Source organism: Microcoleus sp. FACHB-SPT15, assembly GCF_014849525.1.
Lineage (GTDB): Bacteria > Cyanobacteriota > Cyanobacteriia > Cyanobacteriales > Coleofasciculaceae > Symplocastrum > Symplocastrum torsivum.
In genome coordinates this window covers 55,376-71,108 of record NZ_JACJNU010000050.1, presented here as the reverse complement: position 1 = coordinate 71,108, position 15,733 = coordinate 55,376, and the positions used below count along the sequence as shown (strand labels likewise).

Genomic DNA, 15,733 nt, shown 5'->3' with positions numbered 1-15,733 from the left:
GATCGCTGATGGCTCCGCTGATGACCACTAACAATCGCTAGAAACTAAACGTGGTGCGGATAGTGCCAATCACCAAGTCAGAGTTGGTAGCGAGAGAACCAGGAGCTGTGATCCAAATAATCCCAGGCGTAATTGAGATATTATCGGTCAACTGCATTTGGTAGAACGCCTCAACGTGCAGTGAGACATCGGGGTCTGGCTCATCAAAATCGTCTAATACATCTAGAATTGCTGGTGCCGAGTTTAACAAGGCAACTCCAGCAGCGATTAAGGCGGGATTTAAATTGGCTGGATCGACTAAATCTTGTAAGCCTTGATTGACATCAATATCTGTGTCAAGGACTATTGGCTCCACACCTACAATAATCCCTGCTAGGTTACCTCTTTTACCTAAGTCGGGGAATGCCAAGGTAATCGCACCATTGATACTATTAAAACTGCCGCGAGTAATTAAACCATTTCCTGTTGATAAGTTGATTGATGTCGTGTAACCGACCCAGCCACCCAGAACAAATTTTTTACTAGCCTGCCAGGAGAACTCTATTCCGTAAGAATTACTAACAACTGGGATGTCGAGGTCAAAACCCAAAGGAATCCCAGCAAAGCTAGGTTCAGCCAGTAACTCGCCTATGGTGCCGTTAAAAACAATCGGGTCAAGAGGAGGTGTTGTTGGTGGTTGAAGAACTATATCGGCTGAAGGCGTTATCGGTGCTGGAAGTACAAAGTCTATGGGAAGTGTGATTGGTTGTGGAAGGGAGCTTCCAGCAGGAATTGTAGTTCCGGCGGGAACGGTTATTACTCCTGGTATTGGTCCCGGTCGAGGAATCGTGATCGCAATGGGTAGCGTTGTTGGTGCATCAAGTGTTGTTCCGGCAGGAAGTGTTGTTCCGGTTGGCAGTGCTGTGCCAAGGGGGATTTGTTGATTGGCGAGAAAAGTAATTGGGGTTGTCGGTACAGGGGCGGGCTGAAAGTTAACGTTTACAGGTTGATCTCCGAGGGTGCGAAGTGTTGTCCGAGGGTTAGAAGCTGGACTACCTGTAAGGGTTTCACGGTTGTAGGAGTTAATGTAAGTAAAGCCAATCTGAAAGCGATCGCTTGGCTTATAAACTAATTGTGCGAGGGCACCGTAAGGGCCATTAAATAAACCACCGCCGTCATCAGGATTGTTAGCATCACCTGCTAAATACCCCAAACTCAGCTCTAGTGAATCGCCCAGTTGTTGCCGAAGCCCAATACCCGCCCCTTCAACAAGATAGTAGATAGGATTACGAGTACCAAAGCGAGTCAGCGCACCAGAACCACCATCGCCATCTAAGAAGTTGACAGTGCTGGCAAAGTCCTCAGCGTCTCCTCCATTAGCGGCAATGAAAATTTCTGTACTTTCACCAATAGGAAAGGTATACGTTAACTCCTCAAGTTCGACATCATTATCCGCATCGGCATCGGCAAATGCCAAATTTCCCTCGAACGTCGCAGTTCGCTCCGTGAAGGTTTCTAGTCCACGGGCTTCCAATCGTGTTCTTAATCGATCTCGACCTGTGAAGCTCGTTTCAAAGTTCAGACGGGTTCGACTGCCAAAAACCGCAATGTCATCGACATCTTCACCAAGGACATTGTCTCCGGTTAGGATATCTGCAAACCCCAGAATCACTTCTCCCTCAAGCTTCGTCGTGGTAGAAAACTGATTGTCCTCAAGGAAAGCAACCTGCCCTTCCAAGGTATCAACTCGCGTCCCTAAAGCAGCAAGTTCTACTTCAAAGTCTTGAATAAGCCGTTGTAGTGTTTCTAAGTCTTCGCGGCTAACAAACTCACTAGTATTGGCAGCAATGAGACGCTCAATCTGTTGCAAACAGGAGTTTAAACCTGCGGCAAACTCATAGCGAGTTAATGCCCGATTGCCGCGAAACGTACCATCTGGATAGCCAGCGATACAAGCATAACGTTCAACAAGCGATCGCAACGCTTCAAATGCCCAGTCATTGGGAGAAACATCCCGTAGCTGAGAGACATTGGTAACTTGCTCAACACTACTAACGCCAGCTTCATTGCTGTAGTTATCAATTTGTTCAAGTAGAGTCGTATCCTTAACCTCTACAGGTACCTCAGAAACCTCCACAGATGTCTCTGTTTCTAGCAGTGGTGACTTAGCTGAGTTTTCTTCACGTTCTGAGGTTGCTGTAATTGTTGGTGCAATAGATGTGTCTGTTTTGTCTGTTTCTAGCGTTGCTGAATAAGCAGGGTTCTCTAGTGTGGTCTCCGAGGTCGATGCCGTTGTTGGTAAAGTGACAGAAACTGAGGTTTCAACGGTTTGAGGCTGAGTTGTAACTGTTGCTGATGGTATTTGAGTAGCCGTATCTACAACAGGTTCGATTGCAAAGGCTGGCGTGACACCAAGTGATGTAAAGGGCAACTCGCCCCATAAAGCAACAATCGCTCCTCCTAAAATAGCTGGGTTAACTAGCCAACGTTGCCACAATACTTGATTTATCATTGTTTATCCTCACACCCACTCAAAACGTTCACGATTGATGTAGCCAACTCTCACTGCAAGAGTTCGTCTAGAGAATGAATACACAGCTTTCGCTACTTGAACGTAATCCTAGGACAAGTTTCAACTAAAGTTGCCCTACCACAATCAGGCTTTACAAAGACTTAAGCGTATTTGAAAAAAAGAGATTACTACAGCTTGGGAAAGATTTGGGAAAGATTACAGTTGTCTGCAAAATTTCACGGAATCAGGTAGGTGCGCCAAGTCGGTTGAGTGTTTTTGCCAGTGTCTTGGCGTAGGGCTAAACGCCAGGTTTTACCTTCTCTCTGGCGCTGTAGATAGATATTAAAAGGATTGTTTTCCTGAACGAGTTGCCGTTGCGGTAGCTTAACGTTGAGTGTGTAGGTACCCAAGATATGGTATGTAGGTAAATTCTCAACGAAGAGAGGTTCTAGTTGCTTCAGCTTTACCTGCGTAATTTCAAATTTTTGCGCTGAGGATTGTAATTGTTGAGTTAGCTGCTGTTGAGATTGATTGACTTGAAACGCGATCGCTTTTTCCACCAGTTGCTTACTCGGTGCTAACCCCAAAGGTGGTGTACTTGCACCACAAGCTGTCAGCGTCATGACTAAAACAACCACCAACGCAACGCTAAACATCAATTTTGTCGCCCCGTGCATCTAACTCGCCTCTACTCCTTTCGCTGCCACGGTAGCACGGCTTGATTGTCTAGCTTGAATATCCTCTAATTTTGTATCAGGAATTGCTTTAATTAACTGATGAGTGTAGTCTTGCTCAGGAGAATTGTAGATGGATTCAGCCGAACCAATTTCTTCAATTTTTCCCCGATTCATGACCATAATGCGATCGCTGACAAACTTCACTACACTCAAATCGTGGGAAATAAAGATGTAAGTTAATCCAAAATCTTGCTGCAAGTCTTTGAGGAGATTGAGAACTTGCGCCTGCACTGAAACATCGAGTGCCGAGACTGACTCATCACAAATAATAAACCGTGGCTCACAGGCAAGGGTACGAGCAATGCAAATCCGCTGTCGCTGACCACCGGAAAACTCATGTGGCATTCGATTCATCGCGCTTTCCCCTAATCCAACTCGTTCGAGTAAGTCAATTGCGCGTTGTCGGCGTTGCTGTGGAGAACCACCTAGTTTATGAATTTGCATCGGTTCCATCAATGCATCTCCGATGGTTTGCCTAGCATTTAGAGAACCATAAGGATTTTGGAAAATGATTTGCATGTAGCGGCGGAGGTGGCGTAGTGGCTTAGCATCAAGTTCCAAAACTGAATCGCCATCAAAAATAATTTCACCAGACGTTGGTTCAATCAAACGCAGAACGCAACGACTCAATGTAGTTTTGCCACAGCCTGATTCTCCCACTAAGCCCAAAGTCTCGCCTGGATAGACCTCAAAACTGACATCATCTACCGCTTTGAATCCTGTTTTTTTACCAAACAACCCGCTCCGCACTGGGAATTCTTTAGTGAGGTGACGCACAGATAGTAAAGGTTGTTGCTGTTGCAGTTGTTGAGAACGTTCTATCACTGCACTACTGGATACTTCTGCGAGTAATAATTCCTTTTCTTCTTGGCTATGGATTTGAGAAACGATTTCTAATTCTCCTGATGCATTGGTTGTCACCTTCATAAAATCTGCCACGGTTGGCAAGCGTTTTAGTCGTTGGTCTGGACGTGGGCGACAGTTGAGTAATCCTTGCGTGTAAGGATGTTGAGGATTAGCAAAGAGGTCATAGACTTTAGCTGTTTCTACTGCTTGACCTCGGTACATGACAACCACACGGTCAGCGATTTCCGCTACTACTCCCATATCGTGAGTAATGAAGAGAATTGACATTCCACGACGGTCGCGTAGTTCTCGCAGCAGTTGTAAAATCGTTGCCTGAATTGTGACATCTAACGCTGTCGTTGGTTCATCAGCAATCAGGATTGCAGGGTTGCCGCTGAGTGCCATGGCAATCATTACCCGTTGTTGTTGACCACCTGAGAGTTGATGAGGGTAGCGCTTCATCATCTCTTTGGGGTTGGGTAGCTTGACTTCATCAAATAGAGCGATCGCTTTTCGATACGCTTCTTTTTGAGAAACTTGTTCATGGAGTAAGATTGCCTCCACAACCTGTTCTCCACAGGTATAAACCGGATTGAGGGAGGTTAAAGGCTCCTGAAATACCATTGAGATTAACCCACCTCGATACGTCCGCCTTTGTTGAGCAGAAAGTGTCAGCAGATTGACGGGATTGGCATTAGGAGTGCGGGGATTCCGAAATATGATTTCTCCTGTCACCTTAGCGGCTGTCGGCAGCAGTCCGATTACAGCTAGCGACGTTACCGATTTACCGGAACCTGACTCGCCAACAATCCCTATTGTTTCTCCAAGTGCGAGGTTGAAGGATACATCTTTCACGGCTCGTACTATCTCACCTGAAGAAGGAAACTCAACATAAAGATTACGAACTTCAAGAATAGGGGTATTCATAATACTCTACTTGTTTACAACAACTATTAACCAAAACTAAAACTGCATATTAATACGTCTATTTCTTAAATCATATCGGCTTAACTATGCCGTTTCTCAAATCGATAAGGTATAAATTCATTATGGAAGAGTAAAGCTATACGCCTTGATTGTATTTGTATCAAATACTGCAATTTATGAGGCTTTGGTCGCAAATTTGTAGATGCTTTGTTTCGCTAGCTTCACTTAGATTGGTTAGCTATTAGTGTAGAGAAGATGAATGAAACTGTATGATTACCATAACCAAAGTCAAAATAGCTGTACTCTTAGATATATTTTACAGCAACCACTAGAGCCACCCGCTCCAAGCCTCTTATTAAGATGTTTAAACTTAAATCAACCTAGAAAGGTCGAAGAGCAGTGTTATAGTTTACAATCTTGAATTCATAAAGCTGATATTGTATTTAGGGTTTTAAAGCAATATTACTCAAGCTGAATCTAAGCAACTCTTGTAAGCCAGCATTAGAAACTTACCTTTGTATTAACGACAGATCAAGATGATTTTGATTAGTAATATTTGTAGTATCCTTGACTCATGCGCCTCGCTAAAAATCTGCTCGAAAAAGGAGCTGATGCAATGAGGTATTGGAAGCGAACGCAGTCAATCTTGTTGGCGATTCTGGCTTGTGGCTTAGCGATTGTTCTCTCAAATTGTAATAGCCCATCCAGCCAAACTAGCAACAACCCATCTCCAGCAACTAGCCCAGCCGCCACACCAGCCGGAGCGTTGGTTTACGGTGCAGGCGGACAACCAACAAGCTTAGACCCAGGCAATATCACGGACGGCAACTCCGTCATGGTTCAAGACCAAATCTACAATCGCCTGATTGAGTTTAAGCCAGGTACGACTGAGATTGAACCGGGTCTAGCGACGGAGTGGACGGCTTCAGAGGATGGCAAAACATGGACATTTAAGCTTAGACCAGGAGTCAAGTTTCATGATGGTACTGACTTCAATGCTGAAGCAGTAAGATTTAACATCGAACGGTGGTGGGACGATAAGAGCGAGTTTGGCTACCGTGATGCTGGAAAAACTTTCGAGATTTGGACAGATTTGTTCGGAGGTTTTAAATCATCTCCGAACTCCCTGCTGCAAGCGGTGACGGCAGAGGGAACCGACACCGTTAGGTTTGTTCTCAAGCAACCCTTTGCGGCTTTCCCAAATGCGATCGCATCTGGCTACTTTGGTATAGCGAGTCCTGATGCGATCAAAAAAGCTGGCGCTTCCTACGGTACGCCTTCCGCAATGGCTGTGGGAACGGGTCCTTTTCTGTTTAAGGAATGGCAAAGTGGCGATCGCATCGTTCTTGAAAAGAATCCTAACTACTGGAAGCAAGGCTTACCAAAATCAAATCAATTGGTAATGCGCTTTATCACTGACCCAGCAGCAAGGTTAGCTCAATTACGGGCAGGGACAATTGATTTCACGGTCGATCTCACCCCTGACCAATTGAGAGAACTTCAAAGCGACCAAAATTTAGAAGCCGTCAAGCGTCCTTCTTTAAACGTTGGCTATCTTGCTTTGAATCCTAGCTATGAACCGCTTGCCAAACCAGAAGTGCGACAAGCGATCGCGCAAGCAATCAACAAAAAAGAGATTGTCAAAGCCTTCTGGGGCGAGTTAGGTGAAAACGACCCTCACTTTACCCCACCTTCTCTAGCAGAGTTCCAGTCCGACCAAGTTCAAGACTATCAATACAATCCACAACAGGCAAAGCAGCTTATAGATCAAGCCGGTTTTCCCAATGGCTTTGACCTTGAGTTGTGGTATATGCCAGTCAGTAGACCCTATTTCCCCAACCCAAAACCGATTGCAGAAGCCTTTGCTGCGGAACTGAGTCAGATTGGGATTAGAGTCACCCTCCAAACGAAGGACTGGGCAGCCTACCTTGAAGACCGTAATAAACCCCCTGGATTCCAAGCCTTTATGCTTGGTTGGACAGGTGACTACGGCGACCCCGACAACTTCTACTATGCTCACTTTGGGCCAGGTGCTACCCAAGACTTGGGAACTTGGAAAAATGAGCAAGTCTTCAAACTTTTGGATGAAGGACGTGCCGAAGGCGATAAAGCAGAACGAGCAAAAATCTACAAACAAGTAGATGAAATCCTCAACAAAGAGGCAGTACGTATACCAATCGTTCACTCACAACCCCTTCTCGCTAAACGCAAGAATGTCACGGGTTGGACTCCCAGCCCCCTGGGTTCTGAGCCTTTAGAAGAAGTAACCAAGTCGTAATGGTTATTGGTTGTTAGTTATTAGTTATTTATTGGTAGTTAGTAATATTGAAATCTGGCTCTTAACTACTTACGACTAACAACCAACAACCAACAACTAACAACTAATTGTCATGGGTCGATATATTGCTAAACGTCTGCTTAACCTGCTGCCAGTCATTTTAGGAATTACGTTATTAGTTTTTGCCTTCCTGCACTTAATTCCAGGTGACCCAGCGCTTACAATGCTGGGCGATCGCGCAACGCCTCAGCAAGTCGAAGCCTTAAGAGAACGTATGGGTCTAAATCAACCTTTGCCGCTACAGTACTTCAAATTTCTGTGGGATTTAATCCGTCTAGATTTCGGCACCAGTATCATTACTGGAGTTCCAATTGCAGAAGAAATCAGAATCCGTTGGCCAGCAACGTTTGAGTTATCTGTTGCCGCGATGTTAGTAGCTAGCATTTTAGGGATTCCTGCTGGCGTTTTGGCAGCCGTTCGTAAGAATAGCTTTGTCGATAACCTGACGATGAGCGGTTCTCTTCTCGGTGTGTCCCTACCCGTTTACTGGCTAGGGCTACTCCTAATTTACCTGTTTGCCGTTAACCTCAATTGGCTACCGCCGAGTGGACGACTAAGTATTGATGCTGGATTTAGCTTTAAACCGATCACAGGTTTTTATGTATTAGATGCCTTACTTCGGTTCGATTTTAAGGCACTGCAAGATGTCTTGAAACACCTGATTTTACCAGCGCTTACTTTAGGCACAATTCCCTTAGCAATTCTGGCGCGAATCACCCGTAGCGCAATGCTGGAAGTACTCTCACAAGACTACATCCGCACAGCAAGGGCAAAGGGGCTGCTTGAGCGTTGGGTAATTTTCAAGCACGCACTGAAGAATGCTTTACTGCCAGTGGTAACAATCATTGGCTTACAATTTGGGACACTCTTAGGGGGAGCTATTCTTACAGAAACTATTTTTTCTTGGCCTGGAATTGGTTCATGGATTTACGAAGGAATTCTGAACCGGGACTATCCAGTTGTGCAAGGTGGAGTCGTTTTTGTCGCGGTTGCTTTTGTACTAATCAACCTCATTGTTGATTTATCCTACGCTTTATTAGACCCCAGGATTCAGTATCAGTAAGGGTTATTGGTTGTTGGTTGTTAGTTGTTGGAAAGAGTTCATGAATTAAGGAAAACAAAAAAGCTGATGACTGACTGTCTATCTTTGCTACTAACAACCAAAAACTAACAACTAACGACTAATTTTTATGACTATTGCGGCAAACGCTTGGAGTGAAACTACCTGGAATGCGATCGCACGATTGTCAAAATCGATTTCAGGAAAAATTGGGCTTGTCTTAACGACTGCACTCGTGTTGATGGCGCTACTCGCTCCTATTATCAATCCGTATGATCCAGCAACAGACCGAGATTATGCGGCGCGTCTAAAAGCCCCAAGTATTGCCCATTGGTTCGGTACGGATGGTTTAGGACGAGATATCCTCGACTTAGTGTGGTACGGGTTACGCACTTCACTGTTTATTGGTTTAGTCTCCGTATTGCTAGGGCTGATTATCGGTGTTCTGTTAGGGCTGGTTGCGGGATACTTCCGGGGCTGGCTGGAAACGCTGATTGGTTGGTTGACTGATATCTTGCTGTCGTTTCCCTCAATTCTTTTAGCGATCACAGTTGTTACAGTAACGGGTCCCAGTGTATCCAGTGTGATGATTGCTGTGGGACTGGTACAAATCCCGATTTTCATTCGACTCACTCGTAGCATGGTACTCTCGCTCAGGGAACAAGAATTTGTCCAGACAGTAAGAGCATTTGGGGCAACGTCCGGGCACATCATTTTTCGCCACATCTTACCCGCAAGCCTCGCCCCACTAGTAGTACAGGCAACGCTTTCAATCGGTACAGCGACTCTAGAAGCGGCTGGGTTAGGCTTTTTGGGCTTAAGCGCACAGCCGCCGACACCTGAATTGGGTACGATGCTCTCGGATGCTTTTAAAGCTGGTTATTCTCTCTCTTCACCCTGGACTATCTTGTTCCCTGGTTTATTTATCACGTTGACTGTCCTAGCCTTTAACCTGTTGGGTGACGGTTTACGCGATGCTTTCGATCCGCGAGGGAACCGTTAACTCAGCACTTCAAAAGCCTCAACGGTTGACAGTACTCATGTCGGAGTAGCGATCGCCAGCGACAACCTGCTTAGGCACAACCTCGTCAATACGCTGAAGGTCTTCTTGAGTAAGTTCAATCTCCGTTGCTGCAATATTCTCCTCAAGATAAGCTCGACGTTTTGTTCCGGGGATTGGTACGATATCGTCACCTTGGGCAAGCAACCAGGCAAGTGCTAGTTGCCCAGGAGTAACGCCTTTTTCCGCCGCAATTTCCTTGACTCGCTCAACGAGTTGGAGATTTTTGTAAAAGTTCTCGCCTTGGAATCTTGGTGAACTTCTGCGGAAATCATCTGCTGCCAAATCATCTGGACTCGTAATGCTGCCTGAGAGAAACCCGCGCCCAAGTGGACTATAAGCAACAAAGCCAATTCCTAACTCACGCAAAACTGCGAGAATTTCGTCTTCTGGATCGCGACTCCAAAGTGAGTATTCTGACTGCAAAGCCGTAATCGGATGGACAGTTTGCGCCCTGCGTATGGTGTTGGCAGAGGCTTCTGACAGACCCAGGTAGCGTACTTTGCCTTGCTGTACCAACTCAGCCATTGCCCCAACTGTCTCCTCAATGGGTACAGTTGGATCGACTCGGTGCTGGTAGTAGAGGTCAATGTAATCTACTCCAAGCCGTTGTAGTGACGCATCACAGGCTTGATGCACATACTCAGGGCTACCATTGACACCACGAAATCCCTGGTCTTCACTCCGGAGAATACCAAACTTTGTGGCTAACACAACGCGATCGCGTCGATCCGCAATTGCCTTACCGACAAGCTGTTCATTCGCGCCAGAACCATACATATCAGCAGTATCCAGCAGAGTCACACCGAGTTCAAGCGCACGGTGAATCGTTGCAATCGACTCGGTTTCATCACCTGCCCCATAGAACTCAGACATTCCCATACATCCGAGTCCCAGTTCCGAAACAGTTAAACCTTGGTTTCCGAGTTTGCGGTTTTTCATGTTTTTTCTCCTTGTTTTCTCAATTAACGAAATCCTTCTGAATCGGTAATTCTCGCAGTACCAATCTCAATTCATACTTTTTATTGAGTATAAACGTTGACGTTAACGTTAAATTAGGTCTAAAAAAATTACTGGCTTTTGGTTTGCTCGTCGATCCAGTTCTGGATTTTGGCAATATTAGCCTGTAATTCAGAACGAAACTGCGCTAGGGCTTCGAGCTTGACATCAGTCTCCTTGAGGTGAGCGACTAGCATTTCCAGCAATTTCTGCTTACCCTGCAACACTGTTGGCTCCTCAAAGAACAAGTCAAGAATGCTACCAATTTCCTCCAAGGTGAGTCCAAGGGATTTGAGCGCATCAATCTTGCGGAGTCGAGCAAGTTCAACCTCTGTGTAGTAGCGAAAGCCTTTGCCTTCACGTTCACTTGGACCAAGCAGCTCCAAATTTTCGTAGTAACGAATTGTTCGAGGCGTAACGCCAGCTTTTTCGGCAAGCTCCCCGATCCGCATTTTGTCAGTCACCTTTTGTTGGCTTGTTTCAACCTTGACGTTAACGTTAATTTGAATGTAGCGAGTTCTTCTATAGATGTCAAGCCTTGTTTGCCACAGAAAACATCTGGCTCGTCTAAATTGGTTTTATAACTGTCGCCATAAAGTTGAGGACAGATTTGACAGCCCAAACAACCACGTAATACTAATAAACCTTCCGTCCACTGCCTTCTGCCTTTTGCCTTCTTCTATAAGTTGCTTGCTTTAGGTGAGCTGATCTGGATCAACTCCAAGCTCACGCAACTTAGTGGCTAATGTCTCTGCCCGTTGGCGTTCTTGTTCTGCCCGTTGACGTTCTTGTTCTGCTTGTTCTGCACTCCACAGTAGTAAATTGCCTGCGCCATCCCACCAACGCAGCCAGTTCATGGTTTGCTGGAGACGCTCCCCTAACCATATCCCCAGAAACAGTTCTAACTCCGGAATCCACACCCGCCCTTGGGCATCGGCTGTTTGTAAAGCATATCGTCCATTTTGCAAACACCGTACTTCCAAGCTGGGTTCGTAGGGATCGTAGGTGACATAAGTGGGTATTTGTAGAATCTGTTCGTAGAAGTAGAGTTTGCCATAGGGTGGGGTCGAGCGCACCGACAGTTCACCGCCCTCTTCTTGGGAGAGGAACTCCATGACAATAGCAACAGGTGCCCCCTCTAAGTTTGGGGTGTAGCTGCGGCGAATAGTACCCTCTGCTACGGAATACACTTCGGGCACATAGAACCAGTCCGGTGCTTTGACCACAGTTTTCTTATTCACGTTTGCAACTAGCCCGAAGTTTGAGCCAATCAGCATCTCTGGCTGGATGCGTCCGGCGGCCCCCAGTGCATCAGTGAGGGCGGCGGCAAGAGCGGGCTGTTGAATATTTTCCACGGGGTCATCGGGTAAAAAGAAGTCGGCTGGTAGGGCTTCCCAGGTGACGGTTGGTTCTGTTTTGCTAGCTGGGATTTCGAGAACCATTGGCTTGACCCTAAGTGCGAAGATATTAATGTGAATTGCTCTATAGATACCTAGTGTATCAATGCGTTTAGCTAACTTCTATATTTAGCGATCGCACCAAAAAAGCCCACTCATCCGCAATTTCTTCAATAATCTTAGACGTTGGCTTGCCTGCACCATGTCCTGCCTTCGTTTCAATTCTGATTAACACAGGCTTCTCCCCAGCATGAGCTGCTTGCAAAGCCGCCGCAAATTTGAAACTATGAGCAGGAACTACACGGTCATCATGATCAGCCGTAATAATCATCGTTGCTGGGTAAGCTGTTCCAGTTTTGAGATTATGCAACGGCGAGTAGGCATATAACGCCTCAAACTCTTCTGGATTTTCCGGGGAACCGTAATCTGAACACCACGCCCAGCCAATTGTAAACTTGTGGAAGCGCAGCATATCGAGTACACCCACAGAGGGTAAAGCGGCAGCAAATAAATCTGGACGCTGAGTCATACAAGCACCCACTAACAAACCACCATTACTTCCACCTGCGATCGCAATTTTCTCAGGAGCAGTGTACCCGTTTTTAATTAACCACTGAGCCGCCGCAATAAAATCATCAAAAACATTCTGCTTATTCAGTTTTGTTCCAGCTTGATGCCATTCCTCGCCGTACTCACCACCACCGCGTAGGTTAGGCATTGCATAGACCCCACCCATCTCCATCCACACCACTCTACCAACGGAGAAACTAGGTGTTAGGGAGATATTGAAACCACCGTAGCCATACAGAAGAGTTGGGTTATTTCCATTTAGCAGCAATCCCTTTTTGTAAGTGATAAACATTGGTACTCGCGTACCATCTTTGCTGCTGTAAAAAACCTGTCTCGTCTCATAATTGTCTGGGTTAAAGTCTACAGTTGGCTTGCGAAAAATTGTACTTTCACCACTCACCATGTCGTATCGATAAATGGTTGGTGGTGTTGTGAAACTCGTGAAGGTATAGAACGTTTCAGTATCATAGCGCTTGCCACCGAAACCACCAGCAGAACCAATTCCTGGTAATTCTACCTCTCGAACAAAAGAACCATCTAGGTTAAAAATCTTAATCGAAGAACGAGCGTCTTGCAGGTAGTCAGCAACAAACTGATTATTGAGTACGCCAACCCCTTCAAGAGTTTCAGCCGTTTGGGCAATAATTTCTTGCCAATTGTTCCGTGCTGGATTGTTGATATCAATAGCAATCACCCGACCACGAGGAGCATCTAAATCCGTGCGAAACCAGAAGACTGAACCATCATTATCAATAAGGCTATAGTTAGCCTCAAACTCACTAATCAGTTCCACTACTGGAGAATCTGGATTTGCCAAGTCTTTGTAGAAAACTAAGTTTTTTGGGTCAGTTCCTTGATCAACAGAAATAATCAGATAGCGACCATCTTCTGTAACACCAGCCCCAAACATCCATTCTTTTTGGTCAGGGCGATGATAAACCAGAACATCTTCGGACTGTGATGTACCTAGCTTGTGATAGTAGAGCTTATGATAATAGTTAATGTCTTCTAATTTAGTTGCGTCATTTGGCTCATCGTAGCGACAGTAGAAGAAGCCTTGACCATCATGAGTCCAAGACGCGCCCGAAAATTTCACCCACTGAAGATGATCAGAAAGATTCTCACCCGTTTCAACATCAAAGACTTTCCACTCTTTCCAGTCTGAACCTGATGTAGAAAGACCATAAGCCATGAATTTGGCATCTTCACTAAGGGCTAAACCTGATAGAGCAACGGTACCATCCTCGGAGAGGGTGTTGGGGTCAAGCAACACTTTTGGCTCATCATCTAGGGAGGTTAAAGTGTAGAGAACGCTTTGGTTCTGAAGACCATCGTTTTTGAAGTAGAAATAGCGATTTTCCTGCTTGAACGGAATTCCATACCTCTCGTAATTCCACAACTGCGTCAATCGTTCACGGATTTGCTCTCGCACGGGTATTTCGCTGAGATACCCAAACGTGACTTGATTTTGCGCCTCTACCCAAGCTTTTGTTTCCTCTGAATCTGGGTCTTCCAACCAGCGATACGGGTCTTGTACTTGGATGCCGTGGTAGTCATCAACTTGGTCAACTTGGCGGCTGGAGGGGTAGACAAAGGCTTGACTGGAGGATTGCATAAACTGAGGATTATTCGCAGCATTGTCTAGTTTAGCGCTCATCCCAGTTGCTCTCTTGTTGCTTGTGGTGGATGCGATCGCAAAAACCGAGTATTTTTATTAACTTAATGTGTATAAATAAATACAAATAAAAATAGGTAGGCACCATGAGCTGTGCCTCTAACATTGCGATGAAATCCCTCTCCCTACCACCTACCACCTACCACCTCTCATAGATACTCGAACTCTACCTATGAGGGTTGAACAAGCCTTGGGATAGTGAGATAGTCAATCAATCTAACCAAAAAGATGACCACTTCTTAGTTAAGCCTCAGTCCACATGGATTTTAGTCAAGCGCTAACCAATAAAATTGATACCATTGTCACAAACTGGGTGGAAGCTGTTCGCCAGGATGTAGAAATAGAAAGCGCCAAGCACCTAACGTATAAGGCTGTGCGTGATGGTCTTCCCTTCGTCCTCCGGGCGCTCGTAACGATGCTCTCTCAATCTGAAGAAAGCGATCTGCGGACGCTTGTAGAGAAGAGTTTAGAACATGGCGACCTTAGGGCTGAACAAGGCTATGATGCTGAAGAAATTGCGCGGGAGTACCGCTTATTGCGCCAGGTAATCTTTTCGAGTTTAGAGCCAGATTTGCTTCTCGGTTCACCACAAGAAATGCTTCGAGCTGTTCGTCTGATTGATCTTGCGATCGATGAAATGATTGCTAGATGCTTCAAAAGCTATACATTGCATCGCTTGCAGGAACTCCATGATCTGTCCAATCAGCTAACACTTACGAATCAAGAACTGAGTCGCATGGTTCGCGCTCATCAGGACAATCTTTCTCATCTTGCTCACGAACTGAAAAATCCTCTAAATTCAATTATTGGCTACTCAAACTTGTTTTTGCGCCAACAACAACGAAAGAACCACGAAGTGAAAGATTCCTCTGCCAATCTGGATCACATTGAGCGAGTGCTACGGAATGGACAACAATTGCTTCGTTTGATTAACGATGCACTAGAAGTCTCCCGGTATGAAGATGGGACGATGAAACTACGTCTAGAGCCGACAGACGTGCGCTCATTGATCAATGAAGTGATAAAAGTCCTGGAACCTTCTGCTTGTGCCAAAGAGCTACAGTTAGTGGTTGATTGCGATTCAGCTAGCGCCAGCAGTTGCGTTTCACGCGCTCCCGATCAAGTTTTGACAGACTCGTTACGTTTACAGCAGATTGTGATGAATCTTATTAGTAATGCGATTCGCTACACCCAGTCTGGAGGAGTCACAGTTACCTGCTGTCTATTAGCTGATAATCAATGGTCTATCTCAGTCCGCGATACGGGGATTGGAATTGCTCCAGAAGACCAAGCTCATATCTTTGACCCCTTCTTTCGAGCAGGTGACAGTAGCAGCTACTTACCCGATAGTACTGGCTTAGGGCTGGCAATTGTCTCTAGACTTGTAAAACTACTGCAAGGCGAGATTCAGTTAGTTTCAGAGGTGGGAATTGGCTCTACCTTTACTGCGATTTTCCCCTTGAGTGTCAAAACCGTTGAAGAAGCATTATCTAGCCATTCTTAAGGCTCGTATCATTGCAGCCATACCAACGGCAACTAGTGCAAGAAGGCAGAAGATAGAAGGCAGGAGGCAGAGGGTAGAAGCAAAGAAAGCTTGTACAGTAAGCTTTTTAGGCTATGATTTTCTCAATAA

General features: G+C 45.6%; 11 protein-coding genes. 4 read left to right on the top strand and 7 right to left on the bottom strand.

Going from position 1 to position 15,733, the window contains the following annotated elements; translation table 11 throughout:
* Positions 1 to 37: 37 nt before the first annotated feature.
* From H6F98_RS17390 to H6F98_RS17380, 3 genes are all read right to left on the bottom strand, one after another.
* Positions 38 to 2,491, bottom strand: coding sequence for an iron uptake porin (locus tag H6F98_RS17390; RefSeq protein WP_192219956.1), 2,454 nt, complete (start codon positions 2,489 to 2,491; stop codon positions 38 to 40).
* 236 nt (positions 2,492 to 2,727) lie between these two features.
* The gene (locus H6F98_RS17385; protein WP_242058583.1) at positions 2,728 to 3,147 is read right to left on the bottom strand and encodes a hypothetical protein; all 420 of its coding nucleotides are present in this window, start codon (positions 3,145 to 3,147) and stop codon (positions 2,728 to 2,730) included.
* Positions 3,148 to 3,168: 21 nt separating this feature from the next.
* Positions 3,169 to 5,001 (bottom strand): ABC transporter ATP-binding protein, encoded by a 1,833-nt coding sequence (locus H6F98_RS17380; RefSeq protein WP_192219954.1) that lies wholly within the window; start codon positions 4,999 to 5,001, stop codon positions 3,169 to 3,171.
* Positions 5,002 to 5,617: 616 nt separating this feature from the next.
* On the opposite strand from H6F98_RS17380, the gene H6F98_RS17375 reads away from it, so the two are divergent.
* The 3 genes from H6F98_RS17375 to H6F98_RS17365 all read left to right on the top strand — a co-directional run bounded on the left by H6F98_RS17375 (position 5,618) and on the right by H6F98_RS17365 (position 9,402).
* On the top strand, positions 5,618 to 7,279 hold the full coding sequence (locus tag H6F98_RS17375) for an ABC transporter substrate-binding protein (RefSeq protein WP_192219953.1): 1,662 nt from the start codon (positions 5,618 to 5,620) through the stop codon (positions 7,277 to 7,279).
* A gap of 112 nt (positions 7,280 to 7,391) precedes the next feature.
* On the top strand, positions 7,392 to 8,402 hold the full coding sequence (locus H6F98_RS17370; protein ID WP_192219952.1) for an ABC transporter permease: 1,011 nt from the start codon (positions 7,392 to 7,394) through the stop codon (positions 8,400 to 8,402).
* A 127-nt stretch (positions 8,403 to 8,529) separates the two neighbouring features.
* Positions 8,530 to 9,402: an ABC transporter permease gene (locus H6F98_RS17365; protein WP_192219951.1), complete on the top strand. Its 873-nt coding sequence runs from the start codon at positions 8,530 to 8,532 to the stop codon at positions 9,400 to 9,402.
* 18 nt (positions 9,403 to 9,420) lie between these two features.
* Here the strand turns inward: H6F98_RS17365 and H6F98_RS17360 are convergent, their stop codons facing one another.
* From H6F98_RS17360 to H6F98_RS17345, 4 genes are all read right to left on the bottom strand, one after another.
* Positions 9,421 to 10,401: an aldo/keto reductase gene (locus H6F98_RS17360; protein ID WP_192219950.1), complete on the bottom strand. Its 981-nt coding sequence runs from the start codon at positions 10,399 to 10,401 to the stop codon at positions 9,421 to 9,423.
* 128 nt (positions 10,402 to 10,529) lie between these two features.
* On the bottom strand, positions 10,530 to 10,910 hold the full coding sequence (locus H6F98_RS17355; protein ID WP_192219949.1) for a MerR family transcriptional regulator: 381 nt from the start codon (positions 10,908 to 10,910) through the stop codon (positions 10,530 to 10,532).
* 243 nt (positions 10,911 to 11,153) lie between these two features.
* Positions 11,154 to 11,900 (bottom strand): Uma2 family endonuclease, encoded by a 747-nt coding sequence (locus H6F98_RS17350; protein WP_192219948.1) that lies wholly within the window; start codon positions 11,898 to 11,900, stop codon positions 11,154 to 11,156.
* A 67-nt stretch (positions 11,901 to 11,967) separates the two neighbouring features.
* Positions 11,968 to 14,040: a prolyl oligopeptidase family protein gene (locus tag H6F98_RS17345; protein WP_192220059.1), complete on the bottom strand. Its 2,073-nt coding sequence runs from the start codon at positions 14,038 to 14,040 to the stop codon at positions 11,968 to 11,970.
* Between the two features lie 319 nt (positions 14,041 to 14,359).
* Between H6F98_RS17345 and H6F98_RS17340 the strand changes: the two genes are divergently transcribed.
* Positions 14,360 to 15,604 (top strand): HAMP domain-containing sensor histidine kinase, encoded by a 1,245-nt coding sequence (locus tag H6F98_RS17340; protein ID WP_192219947.1) that lies wholly within the window; start codon positions 14,360 to 14,362, stop codon positions 15,602 to 15,604.
* Positions 15,605 to 15,733: the final 129 nt, after the last annotated feature.

What these genes read in the sequence shown, in the direction of transcription:
- H6F98_RS17390 (WP_192219956.1), bottom strand. Translation starts at nt 2,491, where the DNA reads ATGATAAATCAAGTATTGTGGCAACGTTGGCTAGTTAACCCAGCTATT.
- H6F98_RS17385 (WP_242058583.1), bottom strand. Translation starts at nt 3,147, where the DNA reads ATGTTTAGCGTTGCGTTGGTGGTTGTTTTAGTCATGACGCTGACAGCT.
- H6F98_RS17380 (WP_192219954.1), bottom strand. Translation starts at nt 5,001, where the DNA reads ATGAATACCCCTATTCTTGAAGTTCGTAATCTTTATGTTGAGTTTCCT.
- H6F98_RS17375 (WP_192219953.1), top strand. Translation starts at nt 5,618, where the DNA reads ATGAGGTATTGGAAGCGAACGCAGTCAATCTTGTTGGCGATTCTGGCT.
- H6F98_RS17370 (WP_192219952.1), top strand. Translation starts at nt 7,392, where the DNA reads ATGGGTCGATATATTGCTAAACGTCTGCTTAACCTGCTGCCAGTCATT.
- H6F98_RS17365 (WP_192219951.1), top strand. Translation starts at nt 8,530, where the DNA reads ATGACTATTGCGGCAAACGCTTGGAGTGAAACTACCTGGAATGCGATC.
- H6F98_RS17360 (WP_192219950.1), bottom strand. Translation starts at nt 10,401, where the DNA reads ATGAAAAACCGCAAACTCGGAAACCAAGGTTTAACTGTTTCGGAACTG.
- H6F98_RS17355 (WP_192219949.1), bottom strand. Translation starts at nt 10,910, where the DNA reads ATGCGGATCGGGGAGCTTGCCGAAAAAGCTGGCGTTACGCCTCGAACA.
- H6F98_RS17350 (WP_192219948.1), bottom strand. Translation starts at nt 11,900, where the DNA reads ATGGTTCTCGAAATCCCAGCTAGCAAAACAGAACCAACCGTCACCTGG.
- H6F98_RS17345 (WP_192220059.1), bottom strand. Translation starts at nt 14,040, where the DNA reads ATGCAATCCTCCAGTCAAGCCTTTGTCTACCCCTCCAGCCGCCAAGTT.
- H6F98_RS17340 (WP_192219947.1), top strand. Translation starts at nt 14,360, where the DNA reads ATGGATTTTAGTCAAGCGCTAACCAATAAAATTGATACCATTGTCACA.